12 protein-coding genes and 1 tRNA gene are annotated in these 16,835 nt (G+C 66.2%); 3 read left to right on the forward strand and 10 right to left on the reverse strand.

What is annotated here, in order from left to right; translation table 11 throughout:
* Position 1: 1 nt before the first annotated feature.
* The 3 genes from E3T39_RS05080 to E3T39_RS05090 all read right to left on the reverse strand — a co-directional run bounded on the left by E3T39_RS05080 (position 2) and on the right by E3T39_RS05090 (position 5,089).
* Positions 2-220 (reverse strand): hypothetical protein, encoded by a 219-nt coding sequence (locus tag E3T39_RS05080; protein WP_134513648.1) that lies wholly within the window; start codon positions 218-220, stop codon positions 2-4.
* On the reverse strand, positions 217-3,993 hold the full coding sequence (locus E3T39_RS05085; RefSeq protein WP_241979527.1) for an AAA family ATPase: 3,777 nt from the start codon (positions 3,991-3,993) through the stop codon (positions 217-219). The genes E3T39_RS05080 and E3T39_RS05085 overlap by 4 nt, the downstream gene beginning before the upstream one ends.
* A gap of 79 nt (positions 3,994-4,072) precedes the next feature.
* Positions 4,073-5,089 carry a magnesium and cobalt transport protein CorA gene (locus E3T39_RS05090; protein WP_134513649.1) on the reverse strand — a complete coding sequence of 339 codons (1,017 nt, stop codon included), beginning with the start codon at positions 5,087-5,089 and terminating at the stop codon, positions 4,073-4,075.
* A 50-nt stretch (positions 5,090-5,139) separates the two neighbouring features.
* Between E3T39_RS05090 and E3T39_RS05095 the strand changes: the two genes are divergently transcribed.
* Entirely contained in the window at positions 5,140-5,748 is a 609-nt protein-coding gene (locus E3T39_RS05095; RefSeq protein WP_166784044.1) for a 4'-phosphopantetheinyl transferase family protein, read from the forward strand.
* A 99-nt stretch (positions 5,749-5,847) separates the two neighbouring features.
* Here the strand turns inward: E3T39_RS05095 and E3T39_RS05100 are convergent, their stop codons facing one another.
* The 3 genes from E3T39_RS05100 to E3T39_RS05110 all read right to left on the reverse strand — a co-directional run bounded on the left by E3T39_RS05100 (position 5,848) and on the right by E3T39_RS05110 (position 12,553).
* Entirely contained in the window at positions 5,848-6,912 is a 1,065-nt protein-coding gene (locus tag E3T39_RS05100; RefSeq protein WP_134513651.1) for a type IV toxin-antitoxin system AbiEi family antitoxin domain-containing protein, read from the reverse strand.
* Between the two features lie 334 nt (positions 6,913-7,246).
* The gene (locus tag E3T39_RS05105) at positions 7,247-8,575 is read right to left on the reverse strand and encodes a M1 family metallopeptidase (RefSeq protein WP_134513652.1); all 1,329 of its coding nucleotides are present in this window, start codon (positions 8,573-8,575) and stop codon (positions 7,247-7,249) included.
* Positions 8,576-8,593: 18 nt separating this feature from the next.
* Positions 8,594-12,553, reverse strand: coding sequence for a Pls/PosA family non-ribosomal peptide synthetase (locus E3T39_RS05110; RefSeq protein ID WP_134513653.1), 3,960 nt, complete (start codon positions 12,551-12,553; stop codon positions 8,594-8,596).
* Positions 12,554-13,067: 514 nt separating this feature from the next.
* Here E3T39_RS05110 and E3T39_RS16665 point away from each other — a divergent pair.
* Together E3T39_RS16665 and E3T39_RS05115 are read left to right on the forward strand one after the other, a co-directional pair.
* Positions 13,068-13,502 carry a TY-Chap2 family putative peptide chaperone gene (locus tag E3T39_RS16665; RefSeq protein ID WP_420898137.1) on the forward strand — a complete coding sequence of 145 codons (435 nt, stop codon included), beginning with the start codon at positions 13,068-13,070 and terminating at the stop codon, positions 13,500-13,502.
* The gene (locus E3T39_RS05115; RefSeq protein WP_420898138.1) at positions 13,408-13,734 is read left to right on the forward strand and encodes a RidA family protein; all 327 of its coding nucleotides are present in this window, start codon (positions 13,408-13,410) and stop codon (positions 13,732-13,734) included. The genes E3T39_RS16665 and E3T39_RS05115 overlap by 95 nt, the downstream gene beginning before the upstream one ends.
* Positions 13,735-13,857: 123 nt before the next feature.
* Here the strand turns inward: E3T39_RS05115 and E3T39_RS05120 are convergent.
* The 4 genes from E3T39_RS05120 to E3T39_RS05135 form a co-directional block, all read right to left on the reverse strand.
* Positions 13,858-13,932 (reverse strand) — tRNA-Arg (locus E3T39_RS05120).
* 133 nt (positions 13,933-14,065) lie between these two features.
* Positions 14,066-14,563, reverse strand: a complete 498-nt coding sequence (locus E3T39_RS05125) for an HNH endonuclease (RefSeq protein ID WP_134513655.1) — start codon at positions 14,561-14,563, stop codon at positions 14,066-14,068.
* A 346-nt stretch (positions 14,564-14,909) separates the two neighbouring features.
* Positions 14,910-15,578, reverse strand: a complete 669-nt coding sequence (locus tag E3T39_RS05130) for a C40 family peptidase (protein WP_241979528.1) — start codon at positions 15,576-15,578, stop codon at positions 14,910-14,912.
* 418 nt (positions 15,579-15,996) lie between these two features.
* Positions 15,997-16,716, reverse strand: coding sequence for an iron-dependent transcriptional repressor DtxR (locus E3T39_RS05135; RefSeq protein WP_134513657.1), 720 nt, complete (start codon positions 16,714-16,716; stop codon positions 15,997-15,999).
* Positions 16,717-16,835: the final 119 nt, after the last annotated feature.

Here is a 16,835-nt window from a genome sequence, read left to right on the forward strand (position 1 = left end):
ACTACCAGTGCGGCGGTCGGTCCTGTCGCAACTGTGCCTCGTTCGCGCTGGGGGCGCTCCCGGTGTGGGCGACGCCCCCCTCTTCGCGCAGCACCGGCGGGTGCGGGTCGGGGTCGGTGTTCGGCGCCGGCATCAGCTTGGCGCGCCGGGCCTTGCCGCCAGACTTCACGATCGGCTGCCGGGCCGATCCCAGGGGCGGCACACCCTCCGAACCGGTCATGCGCCCGGACGTTTCGGGGTGATTGTGGGGGCGTCGCCGGTCGAAAAGGGCCGGGCATCCGCTGGCGGAACACCGGCGATGGCGGCCACGCGTGCCGCGACGGCATCGGGGTTGCTGAACAGTTCGAAGCTGTGCACGCGCAGGTAGTGCCAGCCGAGGCGACGCAACACTTCGGGGCGCAGCCGCAACGACTCGCGCAGGCTCGCACGATTGACGACGGCATCCGTTTCGACCACGATCGCGCGGGTTCCGTAAGAAGCAGCGAGGGCGAGCTTGCCGCGGTGGCCGAGGCGCACACTGAGACCGAGCTTTTCGAGACGGTTGCCGAGATCAACCAGCATGGCTTCGCTCGCGTCGGGAACCTGCACCTCGTCACGACGGGCCTCGGTCTCGCTGAGTACCTGGGACAGGGCGAGGATGCCGTGACGCTGGCGGTCCTCGTCGATGTCCGCGGGGCGAAAGCAGGAGACGATGTCGAGCGCGCGACGTGCACGGGTCATGCCGATCGCGAGCAGGCGTTCGCCACCGGGTTCGCCGAGTGAACCAAAGTTCGACAGCAGTCGACCGTGCGGAGTGCGGCCGTAGCCGATCGAGAAAATGACCCGGTCGCGGCTCTGTGCCACGGCCTGCTCGAGGGTGAGCACGGTGAACGGTTCGCTGCGGTCTTTGAGAATGAAATCGGAGAGGTCGGTGCGCTTGGCAAAGGCCGCGAGCACGGCCTGCTGCACGCGCACGGCGTGCCGGGTACTCGCGGTGATCACCATGAGGGATTCGCGCGGACGCTTCGAGGCGTGGTCGAGCACGAGATCGACGACCTTCACGACCTCCGCGTCGACGCTCTCGATGGCGCCGCTGTCGGCGTCGGGCATGCCGCGGCCGCCGGCCACATAGTTGATGGTGAGGCTTCCGTGGCCGAGAAAACTTCCGGCCCAGGGCAGGGAATCGATGCGTCCGCCGTAGAAGCGGTGGTTGACGAGCTCGGCAAGGTCCTCACCGCCAGCCCGGTAGCTGCGCGTGAGGGTGAGAGTCGGCAGCAGCTCGCCGAGGCGGGCTAGGGCAGAGTCGGCGTGCAGGGCGTCCACCGATGCGTCGGGCGCCGCGGCCTCTCCCGAGCCGGCGATGCCCGTCTCGAAGGCTGACGGCGTCTGGGTGACCGGATCTCCGAACGCCACGATCTGTCGGCCCCGGCGAATCGCGCCGACGTTCTCGGCGAGGGTCGTGGCTCCGGCGTCGACCAGCAGCACGGTATCGAAGGTGATCTGGTCGCTGATTCCGGCGATCTCGTACGGTGAGGCCAGCCAGACCGGTGCGAGCACGCGACCGAGGTGCGGTGCGACCTCATTGAGCCGGGTGGGGGTGGCACGGTCGGCGCGCAGCAGGCGGCGCAGCTGATCGGCTTCCTCGGGAAAGTCGACGACGCCGATCTTCCAGGTTTCGGCGAGCAGCCAGGCCAGCAGCTTGCCGGTAGCGGATGCGTGCGCTTCGTCGACGAGTTTGAAATCGGCCTCGAGGCGGTCCAAGACCTGGGTGTTGGCACCCAGCAGTGCCCGGTCGCTCGCGAGCATGATCTCGAGCACGGACTGCCACCAGGCCAGCTCGAGCTCGACGGCGACGTTCTCTTCCGACACGTGGCGCTGGGACAGGTCTGTCATCAGCGGGTCGAGGTTATGCTCGCGAAGCGTAGCCAGCAGCGCTGTGCGCTCGTGCAGGTTCGCAAGCACCTCGCTCTCAGCGGCGAGGCCCGAGATCATCGATACAAGCTCATTCATCTGACGCCCGGCCAGGACTCGAGGCGTGCCGCTGGTACCGAGCGGAATATCGAGTAGACCGAGGTCTTCCCAAACTCGCTGAAAGGCAACGTGCACGTCGTTGATGCCAACCGGCACCTCCGGGCTGACGCCGGCAGCCGCGTAGCGCTGCCAGAGCGTGCGCTGGCTCTGGATGCGCCGCAGGCTCTCGTTCATGTCGTTGACCCGCACCCCGGGGCGCTGGTATTCCTCGGCAAGCTTCCGCAGCCTACGGCGGCTGGCCGAACTCATCTCGGACGATTCACGCCGCGACGACGTGGCGGCGATCAACTCGGTGAGCGACCGGTCGTAGACGCCAGGCTGAAATTTGTCGAGGGTTTCGCGAATATCCAGCAGCAGACGCAGGTAAATACCGAGCTCGTTGATCGTCTCGAACGGGCGCAACCGGGTCTGACCGATCAGGCCGTTGGCGCGTTCAAGCAGCCGCGGAAGTTCGATCTGGTTGATGCGTTTGGCGAGCTGGTGCGAGTTGGAGGCATCCGCTGTGGAGGTGAACGAGGCACCGTACCAGGGCGAGTCCCCTGGCCCGTACCGAAATTCTCCGAGAACGGCGGCCTTGATCAGGGTGTTGGCCGCGGCCGACCGGGAATGTGCGAGAAGTTCGAGGGCGTGCCGGTCGAGTCGGGCCGTGGTCGACGGCGGCTCGGGCAGCTGGGCGAGCCGGGCGAGTTCGCCCAGCGCCTCGAGCACAGAGACGCCGAGAGTGGAGTCGCGACGGGTGAGCGCCGAACGGTAATCGAGCAGCACCTTGCGCAGGCGCACGAGGGCGTCATCGACGTCGCCGACCCGCGGCTGGGCCGCTTTCTCGTTTCGGGTGATCGACTGGATCAGGTCGCGGCGCAGGGTGCGCGGGGTCACGGCGATGCCGGGCAGGCCCACCTGCACGAGGCGGCCGTGGATGCCATCGAGGCTGGAGCGGCGGGCGCTCACCACGAGTACCCGCTTGTGCTGGGCCACGAGCGAGCCGATCGCGTTGACGATGGTTTGGGTGCCGCCGGTGCCTGGCAGCGTTTTCACGACGAGGGAGTTGCCAGCCGCGATCTGCGCGACGACGTTCTCCTGCTCGGAGTCGGCGTCACCGAGCAGCGTGTCGGTGGCGGGCGGGCGGGCGTCCTGGCCGATTGGAACGACCGGGTTATACGCGGTCTCGATGTTGCGTCTGGCGGTCATGTTGCCGGCAACGGCGTCGAGCAGAGGATGGTCGAGCGATGACGCATCAGCGGCGAGCGCCCGGCCGACGTCGGCGAACGACGAGACGACGAGGCGGGGTACGACGTTGAACCAGGGCAGGTGCGAGGTCAGCCCGCGCAGGCGGTCGATGACAGGTTGGGGTTTGAACGCGCCGTTGGTCACGGCGAGCGCTACGAAAGCGTCGGCGTCGAGCACGATCTGAAACTGGTCTTTCAAGGCTCGGGCGAGTTCGGGGTTGAGAAAGGGCTGGCCCTTGAGCTTGAGTTCGTAGTCGCGTCCGTACCGGCGAATGGCGAGGGGACGAAGAAGTATCGGGGCGCTGTAATCGATGTCCTGGTAGCGCCACTCGGCGAGGCCGATGGCGAGGTTGACGGATTCGAGGCCGCGCATGGAGCGCAGTTCGATGCCCTTCTGGGTGATCTCGTTCGCGGCCAGGCGGGCGTTGCGCAGCGCGAGTTCGTCGCGAATGAGGTTGGACAGCAGCGTGGTTTTGCCGATGATGAACTGCGGCAGGCCGCCGGGGTGTGTGGCGCTGAGTTCGATGCGGGTGCGGGCTTCGTCGGTGAAGTGCAGCAGCGGGGAGCGTCCGCCGAGGGCTGCGAGTTCGTCGCGCCAGCGCTGCCAGACCGGTTCGGCGATGTTTCCCGCGGTGAAGGCCGGGTCGCCCAGACTGAGGTTGTGTGGACTGGTCACGTTTTGCGGGTCGACAGGGACGGCGCCCAGGTACTTGGAAAGCACGTCGTCGTCATCTTGTTTTTTATCGAGGTGCCACACAGGGATACCCTAATTGGCAAATCACCGGTTTGCCCTGAGGCGGCCGGGGTTTCGCGGGTTTCTGCTGCAATCTGCAGGCTCACAGCCAGTCGCGCCGCTTGAACACGGCGTAGAGGCTGATTCCCATGCCGAGCATCAGGGCGATCGCGAACGGGTACCCCAGCGGCCAGTGCAACTCGGGCATGTGGTCGAAGTTCATGCCGTAGATGGTCCCGACCAGGGTCGGCGCGAACAGAATGGCGGCCCAGCTGGAGATCTTCTTCACCTCCTCGCTCTGCGCGAGGCTTGTCTCCGACAGGTGCCGCATCTCGTCGTTCTGGCGCTGCCCGACGAGAGTGCTGTGCACGGTGAGGGCGTTCTGAAGCAGTTGCCGGAACGCGTCGCCACGCTCAACGACACGCAGGGTGTGGTCGAGGACGTCCCGCAGGTGCCGGTGCAGTTCGAGGTCCACGTTGTACTTGTCGAAGCCACGCTGCATCGCCTCGAACATGCTCACGAGCGGCTGGGTGGCCCGCTGAAATTCGATCACCTCACGGGACAGGGCGTAGATGCGCCGACTGACCTCTGGATCGCCGTCGAACAGCTGGTCTTCGATCTCGTCGATGTCGTTTTCGAGTCCGGCAACGACCGGCCCGTATTCGTCGACGACCTGGTCGAGAATGGCGTAGAGCACGGCCTCGGGACCGAGCGCGAGCAGGTGCGGGGTACTTTCCATTCGCTCGCGTACCTGGGCGAGGTCAGGAGATTCAGCGTGGCGAATAGTGACGACGAAGTCGGGGCCGACGAACACGTGCAGTTCGCCGAACTCGACACGTTCCTCGTCGTCTACATAGCGCGCCGGGCGCAGCACGATAAATAGAGTGTCGGCGTACCGTTCAATCTTCGAGCGCTGGTGCCCCTTGAGTGCATCCTCCACGGCGAGATGGTGCAGGCTGAATTCGCTCGCGACGGCCCGTACCTCGGCCTCGCTCGGCCGGTACAGTCCGATCCAGGCAAAGCCCTTGCTGTCCCTCATAACCTCAAAGGTGTCATCGAGAGTGTGTGGGGTGGACACCCGGTGCCCGTCCACGTAGACCGCGTTGTCGACCAGCGCCATTGGTTCTCCTTGTTCGATCTACCAGTGTGCCATTCGGCTACGGTTGCACAGTGACGCGAACGGATGTTTCCCTCTTTTTAACTCCGCGCGCGCCGCTCCCCCAGACCGACCGCGCACTGCTCGCCGCCGCCGTGGCTCGAATCTGCCCTGGCCAGGGGCCGGTCACCATCGAGCAGCGCTGCGAGCGCTGCGGCGGAGCGCATGGGCGCCCGCGGGTGCTGGCGCCGTCTGGCGTTTTTGTGAGCCTGAGTCGGGCCGGCCATACCGTCGCCGTCTCCGTCTCCCTGGTCGGACCGATCGGGGTCGACATTGAAAGCGTCACGGCGGTCGGTCGAGCCGGGTTCGACGACGTCGCGTTCAACGCCGACGAACGCGCAGCGTTGCAGCGGATGCCGGCCGCCGAACGCGACCGGGCCCGCGCCGGCATCTGGACCACGAAGGAAGCACTGCTGAAGCTCTCGGGCCAGGGCCTGACGGTGGACCCGCGGGAGCTGACTGTGGAGTGGGCTGGGGCATCCGTTTCATTGAGATGGCCGACCTCCACCCTCGATCTGAACCGGGTGCACGTCGAGGGCTTCGACGCGGGCCCCGGCCTGATCGGCACCCTCACCGTACTCAGCGCGAAGTCCCCCCGGGTCGAGCTGCACCGCGATTCGTAATTTCACGCTGAGCGGGAGTTGCGCCGCTGCGCGGGAGGCGCAACTCCCGCGCACTGGCGCAAGTCCAGCGCGACGCGCGGCGCGCAGCTGGCGCAGCCGTTATGGCTGGGTGCGTTCCAGGCCGCGGAGGGCACGCTGCGGGCCGGGCTGCAATCCGAACTCGAGGAGCCGCCGCCGCAGGGGGTACTGGCTCATCCCGACCGAGGCCGGCCAGCGGGTGAATCCATGTACCTGACGGCGAATTCCGTCCTCGCGCAGCTTTTCGTCATACTGGACCTGCTCAGGAGAGCGACCGGCCAGATATTTCGGGTTGAAATATTTGTCCCGACCATCGCACTCCCCCACGCCGTCGATATCCCGCCAATAGAAGTCGGTCTCGCACTCCTTGCCATCGACGATGAACGGATGCTGCAGCTCCGGCTCGGGAAATCCGCTCAGGGCGATGTTCACCCGACTGGCCGACTCCGCTGGCGAACCCGAGAGATGCGTTCCGAACTGGATGATCGCGCGGGCGCGGCGGGAACCGCGAAAGGGCAGCATCCGCTCAAGCGTGGCCAGAAGCGCGACCTTGGTGGTCAGGGTTGGGGTACGTCCAAACCGGTCCCGATAGAGCGCGCGGTCGACCAATGCCACGGCGGATTTCAGATCGAGCGTCGCTGCCAGATCGACGACTGTGCGTTCGATGGTCGTCACGAGTAGTCCGTCGATGGTCGTGACGTCGCGGGCATCCACGCCGAGGGCATGCCTGCGGATACCCGGATCCGAGCGGCCGCCCGAGGCTCGTTCGGTGAGCAGATGCACCTCCCCCGGCCAGCCGACGAGCATCGGCAGCCCCCAGAGCACGGCGGCCGAGTGGTGGCAGAGCACCGCCTGACCGCGCCGAATGAGGGCCGCCCCACGCACCCGGATCAGATAGCGCTGGTCCTCCCGTAGTTGGTTCCAACGCGCGCTGGGGTAGTACAGACCGCGGCTCACCCGCTGCAGTCGGCCCCTTGTTGATTCCCGTCGCAAGCGAAAATCGACGCCAAGGGCGCTTGCCAGATCAGATGCGAGGATGAGGCCGTCGCAGGGATCGGGGTCGGTGCTCGTTTGGGAGATCAGGCCAGCGCTGCTTCGGGGAACGATGCTGAAGCCGTCGCTGGGTTCTGGGTCTGGCTGAGACATCGAACCAGAGTGCCCGGAAGGCGCCTGCTGCGGGAGGCGGCTCGCCCCCTTCGTGCAGAACCCAGGCCCACACCTACCTGTGGAGGAGGAACACGCGGTTCGTCACGGCGTGCCATCCACTGAGCGAAGGATGCCCGCGAGCATGCGTTGCACGCCACGCGGGAGTTGCGCCGCTGCGCGGGAGGCGGAACTACCGCGTACTGGCGCAGGTCCAGCGCGACGCGTGGCGCTGGAGTACTGGCCAGGCCGGAACTCCCGCGTTCTGGCGCAACTCCCGCGCACCGCAACCGCACCCATGCCCGAGCCCAGCCCAGCCACGCCCGGCGCCCTGTTCTTAGAGGCTCGGCAGCGCGCTGTCCTGCACCCAGCGGGCCACGAACCCGCCGATCGCCCGGCTCCCGGTGTGCTCGGAGAAGAAAACGACGAAGTCGTCGGTCGAGACCTGCCCGTACCGGCGGGCCGCCGTGTAGGCGCGCAGGGTCGCGAAGAAGGCCTCGTCGCCGAGAGATTTGCGAATGGCGTGCAGGGCGAGGGCGCCGCGTTTGTAGACGCGGTCATCGAACATGGCGTGCGGGCCGGGGTCGCCGACGACGATGTCGCGCGGCAGCGCCGCCACCCGGCTGCGGTGCAGCACGGCGAGGGTGTCGGCCGTTCGACCACCGCGTTGCTCCTCCCAGAGCCATTCCGCGTAGCACGCGAAGCCCTCCTGCAACCAGATGTCCTGCCAGCGGGCCACGGTCAGGCTGTTGCCGTACCACTGGTGCGCCAGCTCGTGGGCGATCAGCCGGTCGCTGCCGTGCTCGCCGTTGACGTGGTTGCTGCCAAATACGGCGAGGCCGTGTGCCTCGAGCGGAATCTCAAGTTCGTCGTCGGTCACGACGACCGAGTAGGACGCGAACGGATACGGCCCGAACCGGTCGGCGAAGAACGCGATCATCTCGGTGAGGCGGGCGAAGTCGGTATCGACACGGGTCGCAAGTTGGGCCGGAAAGTACAGGCTGTGCTCGACCGGAGCGTTGGCCAGGTCGCGGCGGCGGAAGCGGCCGATCAGCACTGTGGCGAGGTAGGTCGCCATCGGCTCGCGCACGTCGAAGGTCCAGCTGGTGCGGCCGGAGCGGCTCGACCGGCTCGACAACACCCCGTTCGACACCACGGTGTAAGCCGATTCGCAGGCGATCTCGATGCGATAGGTGGCCTTGTCGCTCGGATGGTCGTTGCACGGAAACCAGGACACGGCACCGCACGGCTGTCCAGAGACGAGCACGCCATCGTCGAGTTCTTCCCAGCCGACGTCGCCCCAGGCGCTGCGCACCGGATGCGGCGCCCCGCGATAGCGCACCACCACCTCGAACACGGCCCCGGCCTCGATCGTCGTGGCGAGGCTGATGACGAGTTTGCGTGAAGAGTGCGTGACTTTGGTCGGCCGCGCACCGTTTACCAACACTTTTTCGATGCTCAGCCCGGCGAAATCGAGGCTGAATCGGTCGAGGGGCACGAGGGCGCGTGCGGTGATGATCGCGGTCGCGTTCAAGCGGTTGGTGGCTACCCGATAGGAGAGGGTCAGGTCGTAGTGTTCCGCGGTGTAGCCACCATTGCCGCTGGTGGGAATGTACGGGTCGCCAGCGCTGGCCGAGCCGTAGGTCGTCTGCACAGTCTGAGCCATCTCTTTACTATTCCTTGGTCAACGAGCCCACGGCGCCTGGTGCCAGGGCGTGATCGGGTTGCCAGACCAGAGCGAACCGGTCGGCACCCGTTCGCCGCGCATCACGAGCGAGCCGGGCCCGACCGTCGCCCCAGCCTCGATGGACGCCGCCGGCAGAATGACTCCGTTTGGCCCGAGCGTGGCGCCCTCGGCGAGCACGACCGCGTCGAGCTGCATGATGCGATCGTGAAACAGGTGGGTCTGCACGACGCAGCCGCGGTTCACGGTGCTGCCGGCGCCGAGGCGCACCAGGTCGGCTTCGGGCAGCCAGTACGTTTCGCACCAGACGCCCTTTCCCACGGTGGCGCCGAGGGTGCGCAGCCATACGGCGAGCGCCGGCGTGCCTGAGGCTTTCCCGGCGAACCAGGGTCGGGCAACCATCTCGACAAAACTGTCCGAGACCTCGTTCCGCCAGATGAAGGACGACCAGAGCGGATGCTCCGACGCGTCGATGCGCCCGACCAGCGTCCACTTGACCACCGTCGTGACCCCGGCAGCCACCGCACCGGCCGCGAGCATGACCACACCCGAGAGGCCGATCGCCGCGCCGAGGCCGAGCTGCAGCCACAGCAGGTCCAGCAGCGCGAGCACCAGAAGGGCGATCCAGGCGGTGGTGAAGCCGGCCACGATGCGCAGCAGTTCCCACAGCGACCGGGCAACTTTCAGGCGAACGGGAGGGTGGAAGGTGCGCGAGTCGTCGGCATCCGTTTGCCGGCGGCGCAGGCGGGCCGGCGGGTTACCGAGCCAGCTCGAGCCGCGTTTGGCCTTGCGGGGCGTCGACGAGAGCACCGCGACGAGCCCGTTGCGAGGCACGGTACGGCCGGGGCCTGCCATGCCGCTGTTGCCGAGGAAGGCTCGGCGGCCTACCTTGGCTGGCCCGATATGCATCCAGCCGCCGCCAAGTTCGTAGCAGGCGACCATGGTGTCGTCGGCGAGAAACGCGCCAGGCGCGATGGTCGTGAGCGAGGGCAGCAGCAACACGGTAGACGCCTCGACATCGGCACCGACTTTGGCCCCGAGTAGTCGCAGCCAGGTGGGCGTGAGCAGGCTCGCATAGACCGGAAACAACACCGTGCGGGCGCCGTCGAGGATGCGTTCGGTCATCCACACCTGCCAGCCGATGCGGCTGCGCACCGGATAGTAGCCTTCCCGAAGGCCCAGTCCGAGCGCGCGCACGAAGGCAATCACTAAAAGCGCGTAGGCGAGGCCGCCGGCAATGACGGCGACCGGCATGATCAGGGCCGCGCGCAGCACGGCAAGGCCGAGGCTGTCGGCGTTGCCGACGGCGGCGCCGACGATGAGCACGCCGAGCACGATTGCGATCGTAGGAATGGCGGTCATCGCCACCGACCCTGCCGCGAAGGCGCCGAGCCAGCGACTGGCACGCGGCGGACGTTCGGCCGGCCACGGGCGGCGGCCCGACCCGACGCGTCGAGCGGGGGAACCGGCCCATCGCTCCTCGGCTGGCACCCGCGACGAGACCGCGGAACCGGGTTCAATCTCGGCGCCGTTGCCAACGTGGGCGCCCCCGAGCAGGGTGCTGCGGGAACCGATCCGAGCATCGGCACCGATATGAACATGACCAATGCGCAACACGTCGCCGTCGATCCAGTGGCCGGCCAGGTCGACCTCGGGTTCGATCGAGGCCTGAGCGCCGATGGTGAGCAGCCCGGTAACCGGCGGCAACGAGTGCAGGTCCACGTCGGAGCCGATCTCGGCGCCGAGGGCTCGCGCGTAGTAGCTGATCCAGGGCGACCCGGCGAGGCTCGCCGCGTCGACGAGCAGGGCGATCTGCTCGGCTAGCCATAGCCGCAGGTGCACGGACCCGCCCCGCGGATAGTTGCCGGGCATCACGTCGTGCAGCAAGAGTCGGGCCGCCACCACGGCGATGAGCATCTTGCCGGGCGGGGTCACGAACAGTGCAAACCCAAGCGCTACCCACCACCACGACAGCGTCGGGGCGAAGGTCGCGCCGGCCAGGCCGAGCAGGTTGTTGGCGATGGCGAGGTAAACCAGCCAGCGGGCGCCGCTCAGCACGTGCAGCGGAATGCCGAGAACCGTCTGGGCGAGTTGACTGCGAGCCGGCGTCGGCAGTACCTGCCGCACGACAGCCGGCGTCACGGGGGTGCGGGCGTCAAGTTCCTCGGCGAGCGACCCGATGCGCGGGTGGTCGTACAGATCGGCGACGGTGGTTTCGGGGTGGCGGACGCGCACGGCCGACACGAACTGAGCGGCCGAGAGCGAGCCGCCGCCTTGAGCGAAGAAATCATCGTCAGGCCCGGTCACCGGCACCCCCAAAATGGATGCCCAGGCCTCGGCCAGCCACGCCGCCGTCGGTGACAGCGCGCCCGCGTCGTCGTCCGACCCGGGCTGCGAGGCGGGCAACGGCCACGGTAATGCCGCCCGGTCGACCTTGCCAGAGGTGCGGGTGGGCAGCGCGTCGACGATGGCGAGCAGCGGTACGAGCGCTGCGGGCAGTTCTTCCCGCAGCCTGGCGATCGCGGCCTGCCGGTCGAACGGCGCGCTGGTGGTCGTCAGAGCGATGTAGCCGACCAGAATGTGGTTACCGGCAGGGGTGGTCTGCACCACGGCGGCACCGCCGGCCACTCCGTCGAGAGCGCCCAGGGCGGCATCCACTTCGCCGAGTTCGATGCGTCGGCCGCCGAGTTTCACCTGGTCGTCGGCACGGCCGGCGAAAACCAGACCGACCGGGTCGAAACGCACGAGGTCGCCGCTGCGGTAGGCCCGGTGCCAGCCGAGCTGCGGGTGCGGAGCGTACTTCTCGGCGTCCTTGGCGGCGTCGAGGTAACGGGCCAGACCCACGCCGCCGATAATGAGTTCACCGGTCTCTCCGGCGGCGACCCGGTCGCCGTGAGCGTCGACGACGGCGAGGTCCCAGCCGTCGAGCGGCAGGCCAATGCGCATCTCACCGACGCCGTCGACGCGTGCTCCGCAGGCCACGACGGTCGCTTCGGTGGGGCCGTAGGTGTTCCAAACTTCTCGGCCGCGGGAACTGATGCGGGCGACCAGTTCTGGCGGGCAGGCTTCGCCGCCGAAGATCAGCAGCCGCACAGCCTCAAGCGATTCCTCCGGCCAGAGTGCGGCGAGGGTTGGCACGGTCGAGACGACGGTGATGCCGTGGGCGATCAGCCAGGGACCGAGGTCGGCGCCGCTGCGCACCAGGGAGCGCGGGGCCGGCACCAGGCAGGCGCCGTTGCGCCAGGCCAGCCACATCTCTTCACAGCTCGCGTCGAATGCCACTGACAGGCCGGCCAGAACCCGGTCGTTGGTGCCAATCGGCTCGTTGCGCAGAAATAGTCCGGCCTCGGCGTCGACGAAGGCGGCCGCTGAACGATGCGTGACCGCGACGCCCTTGGGCACGCCCGTCGAGCCGGAGGTGAAGATGACCCACGCGTCGTCGCCGGGCGTGGGAATGTTGCCACTCGGAAAGACCAACGCCGGGTCGTCGTGCGGCGGCACGGGTCGCGCCCGGAGCGACTGCAGGTCGAGGCCCGCACGCGGCGTAAAATAACTCCTCTCCCCGATGACGCCAACCACGTGTGCCTCGGCAAAGACCAGCCGGGCGCGTTCTTCCGGGTCATCGGCGTCGACGGGAACATAGGCGGCCCCCACGAACAACGTGGCCAAAATCGACACGTACAGGTCGCGGGTGCCAGAAGGGATGCGAATGCCCACGCTGTCGCCGCGGCGCACTCCGGCCAGGCTCAGCGCGTTCGCCTGGGCCTGCACCCGCCGCAACAGGCCGCGATAGCTGATCGTGCCGACCGCGTCTTCCAAGGCCAGGGCGTCAGGATGCTGCGCCGCGGTTTGCGACAGGATGTCGGCAAGGGTACGGGCTGGCGGTGCCCGATGGCCCGCCGCGAGCACAGCCTGGTCGTGCCCGCTGTTGCCCGTTGGGCTGTACTGGTACTCGCTCACACGACTCCTCGTTCAGGTCGTGGCAGTAGTACCGCCCGCCGCGAAAGTATCAGTCTAGAACTTGCGGGTAACGCGCGGGTGAACTGTGCCGGCGCCCCCATCACGAAAATCTGGAATTAGACTCGGGTCGGTTACGGCGACGCTCCGTCGCGCAAGACTCGTTGCCGTCGCCCAGTTTCTTCCCAACCCACTGATCGCGCTCTCCATGTTCGGTTCCCGTTGGTCGGCGAGGATAATGTGCATTGGTCCCGCCGGGGGACGAATGGAGCACCAGACCTTGAAACACGTATCGAACTCCACCTGGGACCGCCTAAAAGAAGAGGCGGCGGTTCACCTCTATGGCGAGTTGCACCACAGTGCGCGGGACGCCAACCCTGCGGTTTCCGATCCGGAGACCTCTCCAATCGCCGTGCAACGCCCAGTGGATTCCTGAGCCCCACTCCTGCCCCGCGAGATCGAAAACGGTTACCCGAAGTGATCCTGAGCCCGCTCTCGCGATCAGCTTAAGCGGACGGTGAAACCGGCCGGCGGCGGGACTCGACTCTTTCACCAGCCCTTCTGGGCGTTGCTGCACGATCTCGAACCGATCGCAATCTTCGACATCGCTGGAGCCGTTCACACCCGACTGGCTTCCCACGAGATGATGCCGCTGTTCGAGGCCCCCGAACAGCGTATTTCGTCGACCACACTTCAGGTGCTCAGCGCTACCAGCCCCGATCGGCCGCCAAATTGGGCGTATTCTGCAACGCACAGCGCGATCTCCAGCGACGCGCCAGAAAGGACGGACCATGTCCACGTATCCCCTACCCATCGACCCGCCCGGGCTTTTTCACAGCCCGGCCTTCGCGCAGGGCATGATCGCTCCGGCTGGGCGATTGCTCTACGTCGGCGGCCAGAACGGAACGGACAGCACGGGCGCGCTCCGGGACGGACTCGGAGCGCAAACTGAGCAGGCCCTACGCAACGTGCTCGCTGTGCTGGCCGAGGCCGGAAGCAGTCCCGAGTATGTGGTCAAACTGACGATCTATCTTGCGACCGGCATCGACCCCGGGGAAGCCTACGCCGCTACCGCTGGAGTCTGGGGAGACCGTCGCACCGCCGTCACCGTGCTCGCGATCACCCCGGCACGGGCGGGCGCTCTCGTGGAGATCGAAGCCGTTGCCGCAGTTCCCGCTGGTTGATCGGTCCAGGATGCATGGCCAGTGGTCTGCGGGACTACACCGCGCGACGCGCATGACTGCGGCACCGCTCGGCGTCACGGGCACGGCGGGCGTCACGGCACACAATTGGTTTTCTCTAAAGCGTGGTGCCCCTGGAGGGATTCGAACCCCCGGCCATTTCCTTAGGACGGAATTGCTCTTCCACTGAGCTACAGAGGCTGGTCCGGCAAGTTTAGCCGATCAGTCGGGCCGCTCGAGCGCGCCACCGTGTTGTCGCGCGACAAGCGCCGACCCCGTCAATTGGTGATTTTGATGTCGGCCCTCCTGCTGCCCGTGCCGCAAAAGCTCCGTACTAGGCGGCCGGGGCCAGATAGGCGTCCCATTCCTGCTCGGGGCGCTCGACTCCGCGCACAATCCAGGTCGTACCCTGCGGCATGCGTGGGGTGAAGCGCAGCTCCCAGCCCATTTCGGCCGGAGTGTGGTCGCTCTTGAGGTTATTGCACCGCAGGCAGCACGCGGCGAGGTTGTCCCAGGTATCACGTCCACCGCGCGAACGCGGTAAAACGTGGTCGATCGTGGCAGCCGACTTGCCGCAGTAGCAGCAACGGTGCTCGTCACGGCGCAAGACTCCGCGGCGACTCACCGGAACCAGGCGCGACATGGGGATGCGCACGTACCGCGTAAGCAGAATGACGCTCGGGCGATCCCACGAGCCAGAGGCGGCAAAAACGGGGTGGTCCTGATCGGACTGCACGATCGTCGCTTTCTGGTTCATCACCAAAATGAGCGCTCGTTTGAACGAGACGACGGCGAGGGGCTCATACCCCGCATTGAGTACCAGTGTGCGCATGCGCTCCCTTTCGAAGGAGGCTGGACGGCTTCCAGCCATTCGAACTACATCCGATGCGTACAGAACAGGAGCGCGACGGGGCGAAAAAGAGTACAAAAAAAGGCGCCGTCACAATGACAACGCCTCCTGGCTGCTCACGCAGCTCTTCTCGCTCTGACAACTATGCCGAAAGCACTCGCGACCGCGCACATCCATGGTGTGGATAGTGCGTCGCTCATGCATTGGCTCTCCTTTCGGACCTACAAACTACATCAGGGCACTAGGTTAACCCACAAATGGCGCAACAGGTAAACCTGTATGCGCCATTTGTGCTAGCTGTTACTCAGTGTTCACCGGACGGAGCGAATTAGATGCCTATCCGCACGATGTAGTAGTCGCTGGTCCAGATGGGCTGGATCCGCACGGACTGGCCGGTGTATGGCGCGTGCAGGATGTTTCCATTGCCTGCGTAGAAACCATCGTGCCCGTCCATGATCACGAGGTCGCCTGGCACGGCGTCCTCGATCGAGATCTTCGTTCCGGCCGCTGCCTGACCCACCGAGGAGTGCGGCAGGCTGATTCCGAACTGCGCGTAGACGTACATGATGAAGCCGGAGCAGTCGAACCCGGCCGGTGTAGCGCCGCCGTAGACGTACGGTGTGCCTTGGTACTGCGAGGCCACATTGAAGACGGATGCGAGATCGAAATTCGGGTAGGTCGGGTTTGCCAGGAAGTCGGCAACACTTGGACCGGAATAGCTTGCGGCATAGGAGGTCATCTGCGCGGCAACTTCAACTCGACGGGTTTCCGCGGCGGCGGCGGCAACGGAGGCCGCAAGCTCTTCGGGCGTGGTAGCAGTGAAACCTTCGCGAGCAACGCTCACGGTTGCCGCCTGGGCATCGACTTCAACGGCCTGCGCTTGCGCCTTGGACATCTCCGTGGATTCGGTGGCCTTGAAGGACGCGTCTTTCGAGCCGGGAGCAAAGGCATATGCCGGGAGAGCCATCGTGGCAACAAGGCCGGTAGCGAGGGTCATAACGACGATGTTGGCGATACCGCCTCGTCGCTTCTTCGGTGCCGCCCGAGGCGCGGCACGGTGGGAGTGTGCCGACGATTCCATTTTTTCCAAAGAATCCGATGCTCGGTTCGGCCCGCGGCGGGACCTTCTCGTTCCTAATGCAGCCAAAGTTTTAACCTCCGGCGCCTCGACAACACTAGGTTGTTGTCCCGTCCACTTCGCTAATCGCGGGTGTGTTCGTAAATCAAGAGACGGGGCAAGCAGGCGCCTTGATCAGAGTCCTTCGACCTTTCATGGTCTGTGGGACATCCCGAGGCTACAAGAGTGATGCCCATTTGTCACCCTGAAACTGCACATTTCTAACGGATTGGTAACGAACCAGCGAGCAGGTCGAGACGACTGGCTCGATTCAACGCGCTGCGAACCCGGCGCAAAGTCAGTGAGCGACCGGGATGTAGCCGGTCGGTGTGGTGACGAAAATGTGCCCGGCGACCTCATTGGGCAGCTCTAACCCGGCACCGAAACCTTCGACCTGAACCAGAACGTACGATCCGGCGGCTGAAAACACCCCGGTCGCGCCGGGCATGACGCCGCTCTGCTTGAGCTGCAGGAGCAGCTCAGGGTCGAACTGCACCGGTTCGCCGAGACGACGAATGACCGCCGTTACCGGCACGGTCGAACCCGCCACCACCGAAAGAACGTTGGTCACGCCCGCCATGAACGCGACAGCAGGGGAATCGCCGAGTTCGTCCAGGCCCGGAATCGGATTGCCGTAGGGAGATTCGGTCGGGTGACCGAGCATCTCCAAAATCTTGCGTTCAACCTGCTCGCTCATGACGTGTTCCCACCGGCACGCTTCATCGTGCACGAACTCCCACTCGAGCCCGATCACGTCGCTGAGTAGGCGTTCGGCCAGGCGATGCTTGCGCATCACGTGCACAGCCTTGCTGCGGCCGGTCGGGGTTAGTTCGAGGTGCCGATCGCCGGACACGATGACGAGGCCGTCACGTTCCATGCGCGCGACGGTCTGTGACACGGTCGGGCCGGAGTGTCCGAGTCGTTCGGAGATGCGGGCCCGCAGGGGCACGATCTGTTCTTCCTCCAGGTCGAGGATGGTGCGGAGATACATTTCGGTGGTGTCGATCAGATCGCTCATCCGCAGCCCTTCATTCGGCTCGTGCGCGCACCGCTCATCGAGTGATAGAACGGCGCTCCGTTGGCGGCCTCGGCAGTGGCCCGCACAGCGTCACAAGCCTACCCGCCCGGGGCGAGGCA

Origin of the sequence: Cryobacterium suzukii (assembly GCF_004403185.1) — a bacterium.
GTDB classification, from domain to species: Bacteria; Actinomycetota; Actinomycetes; order Actinomycetales; family Microbacteriaceae; genus Cryobacterium; species Cryobacterium suzukii.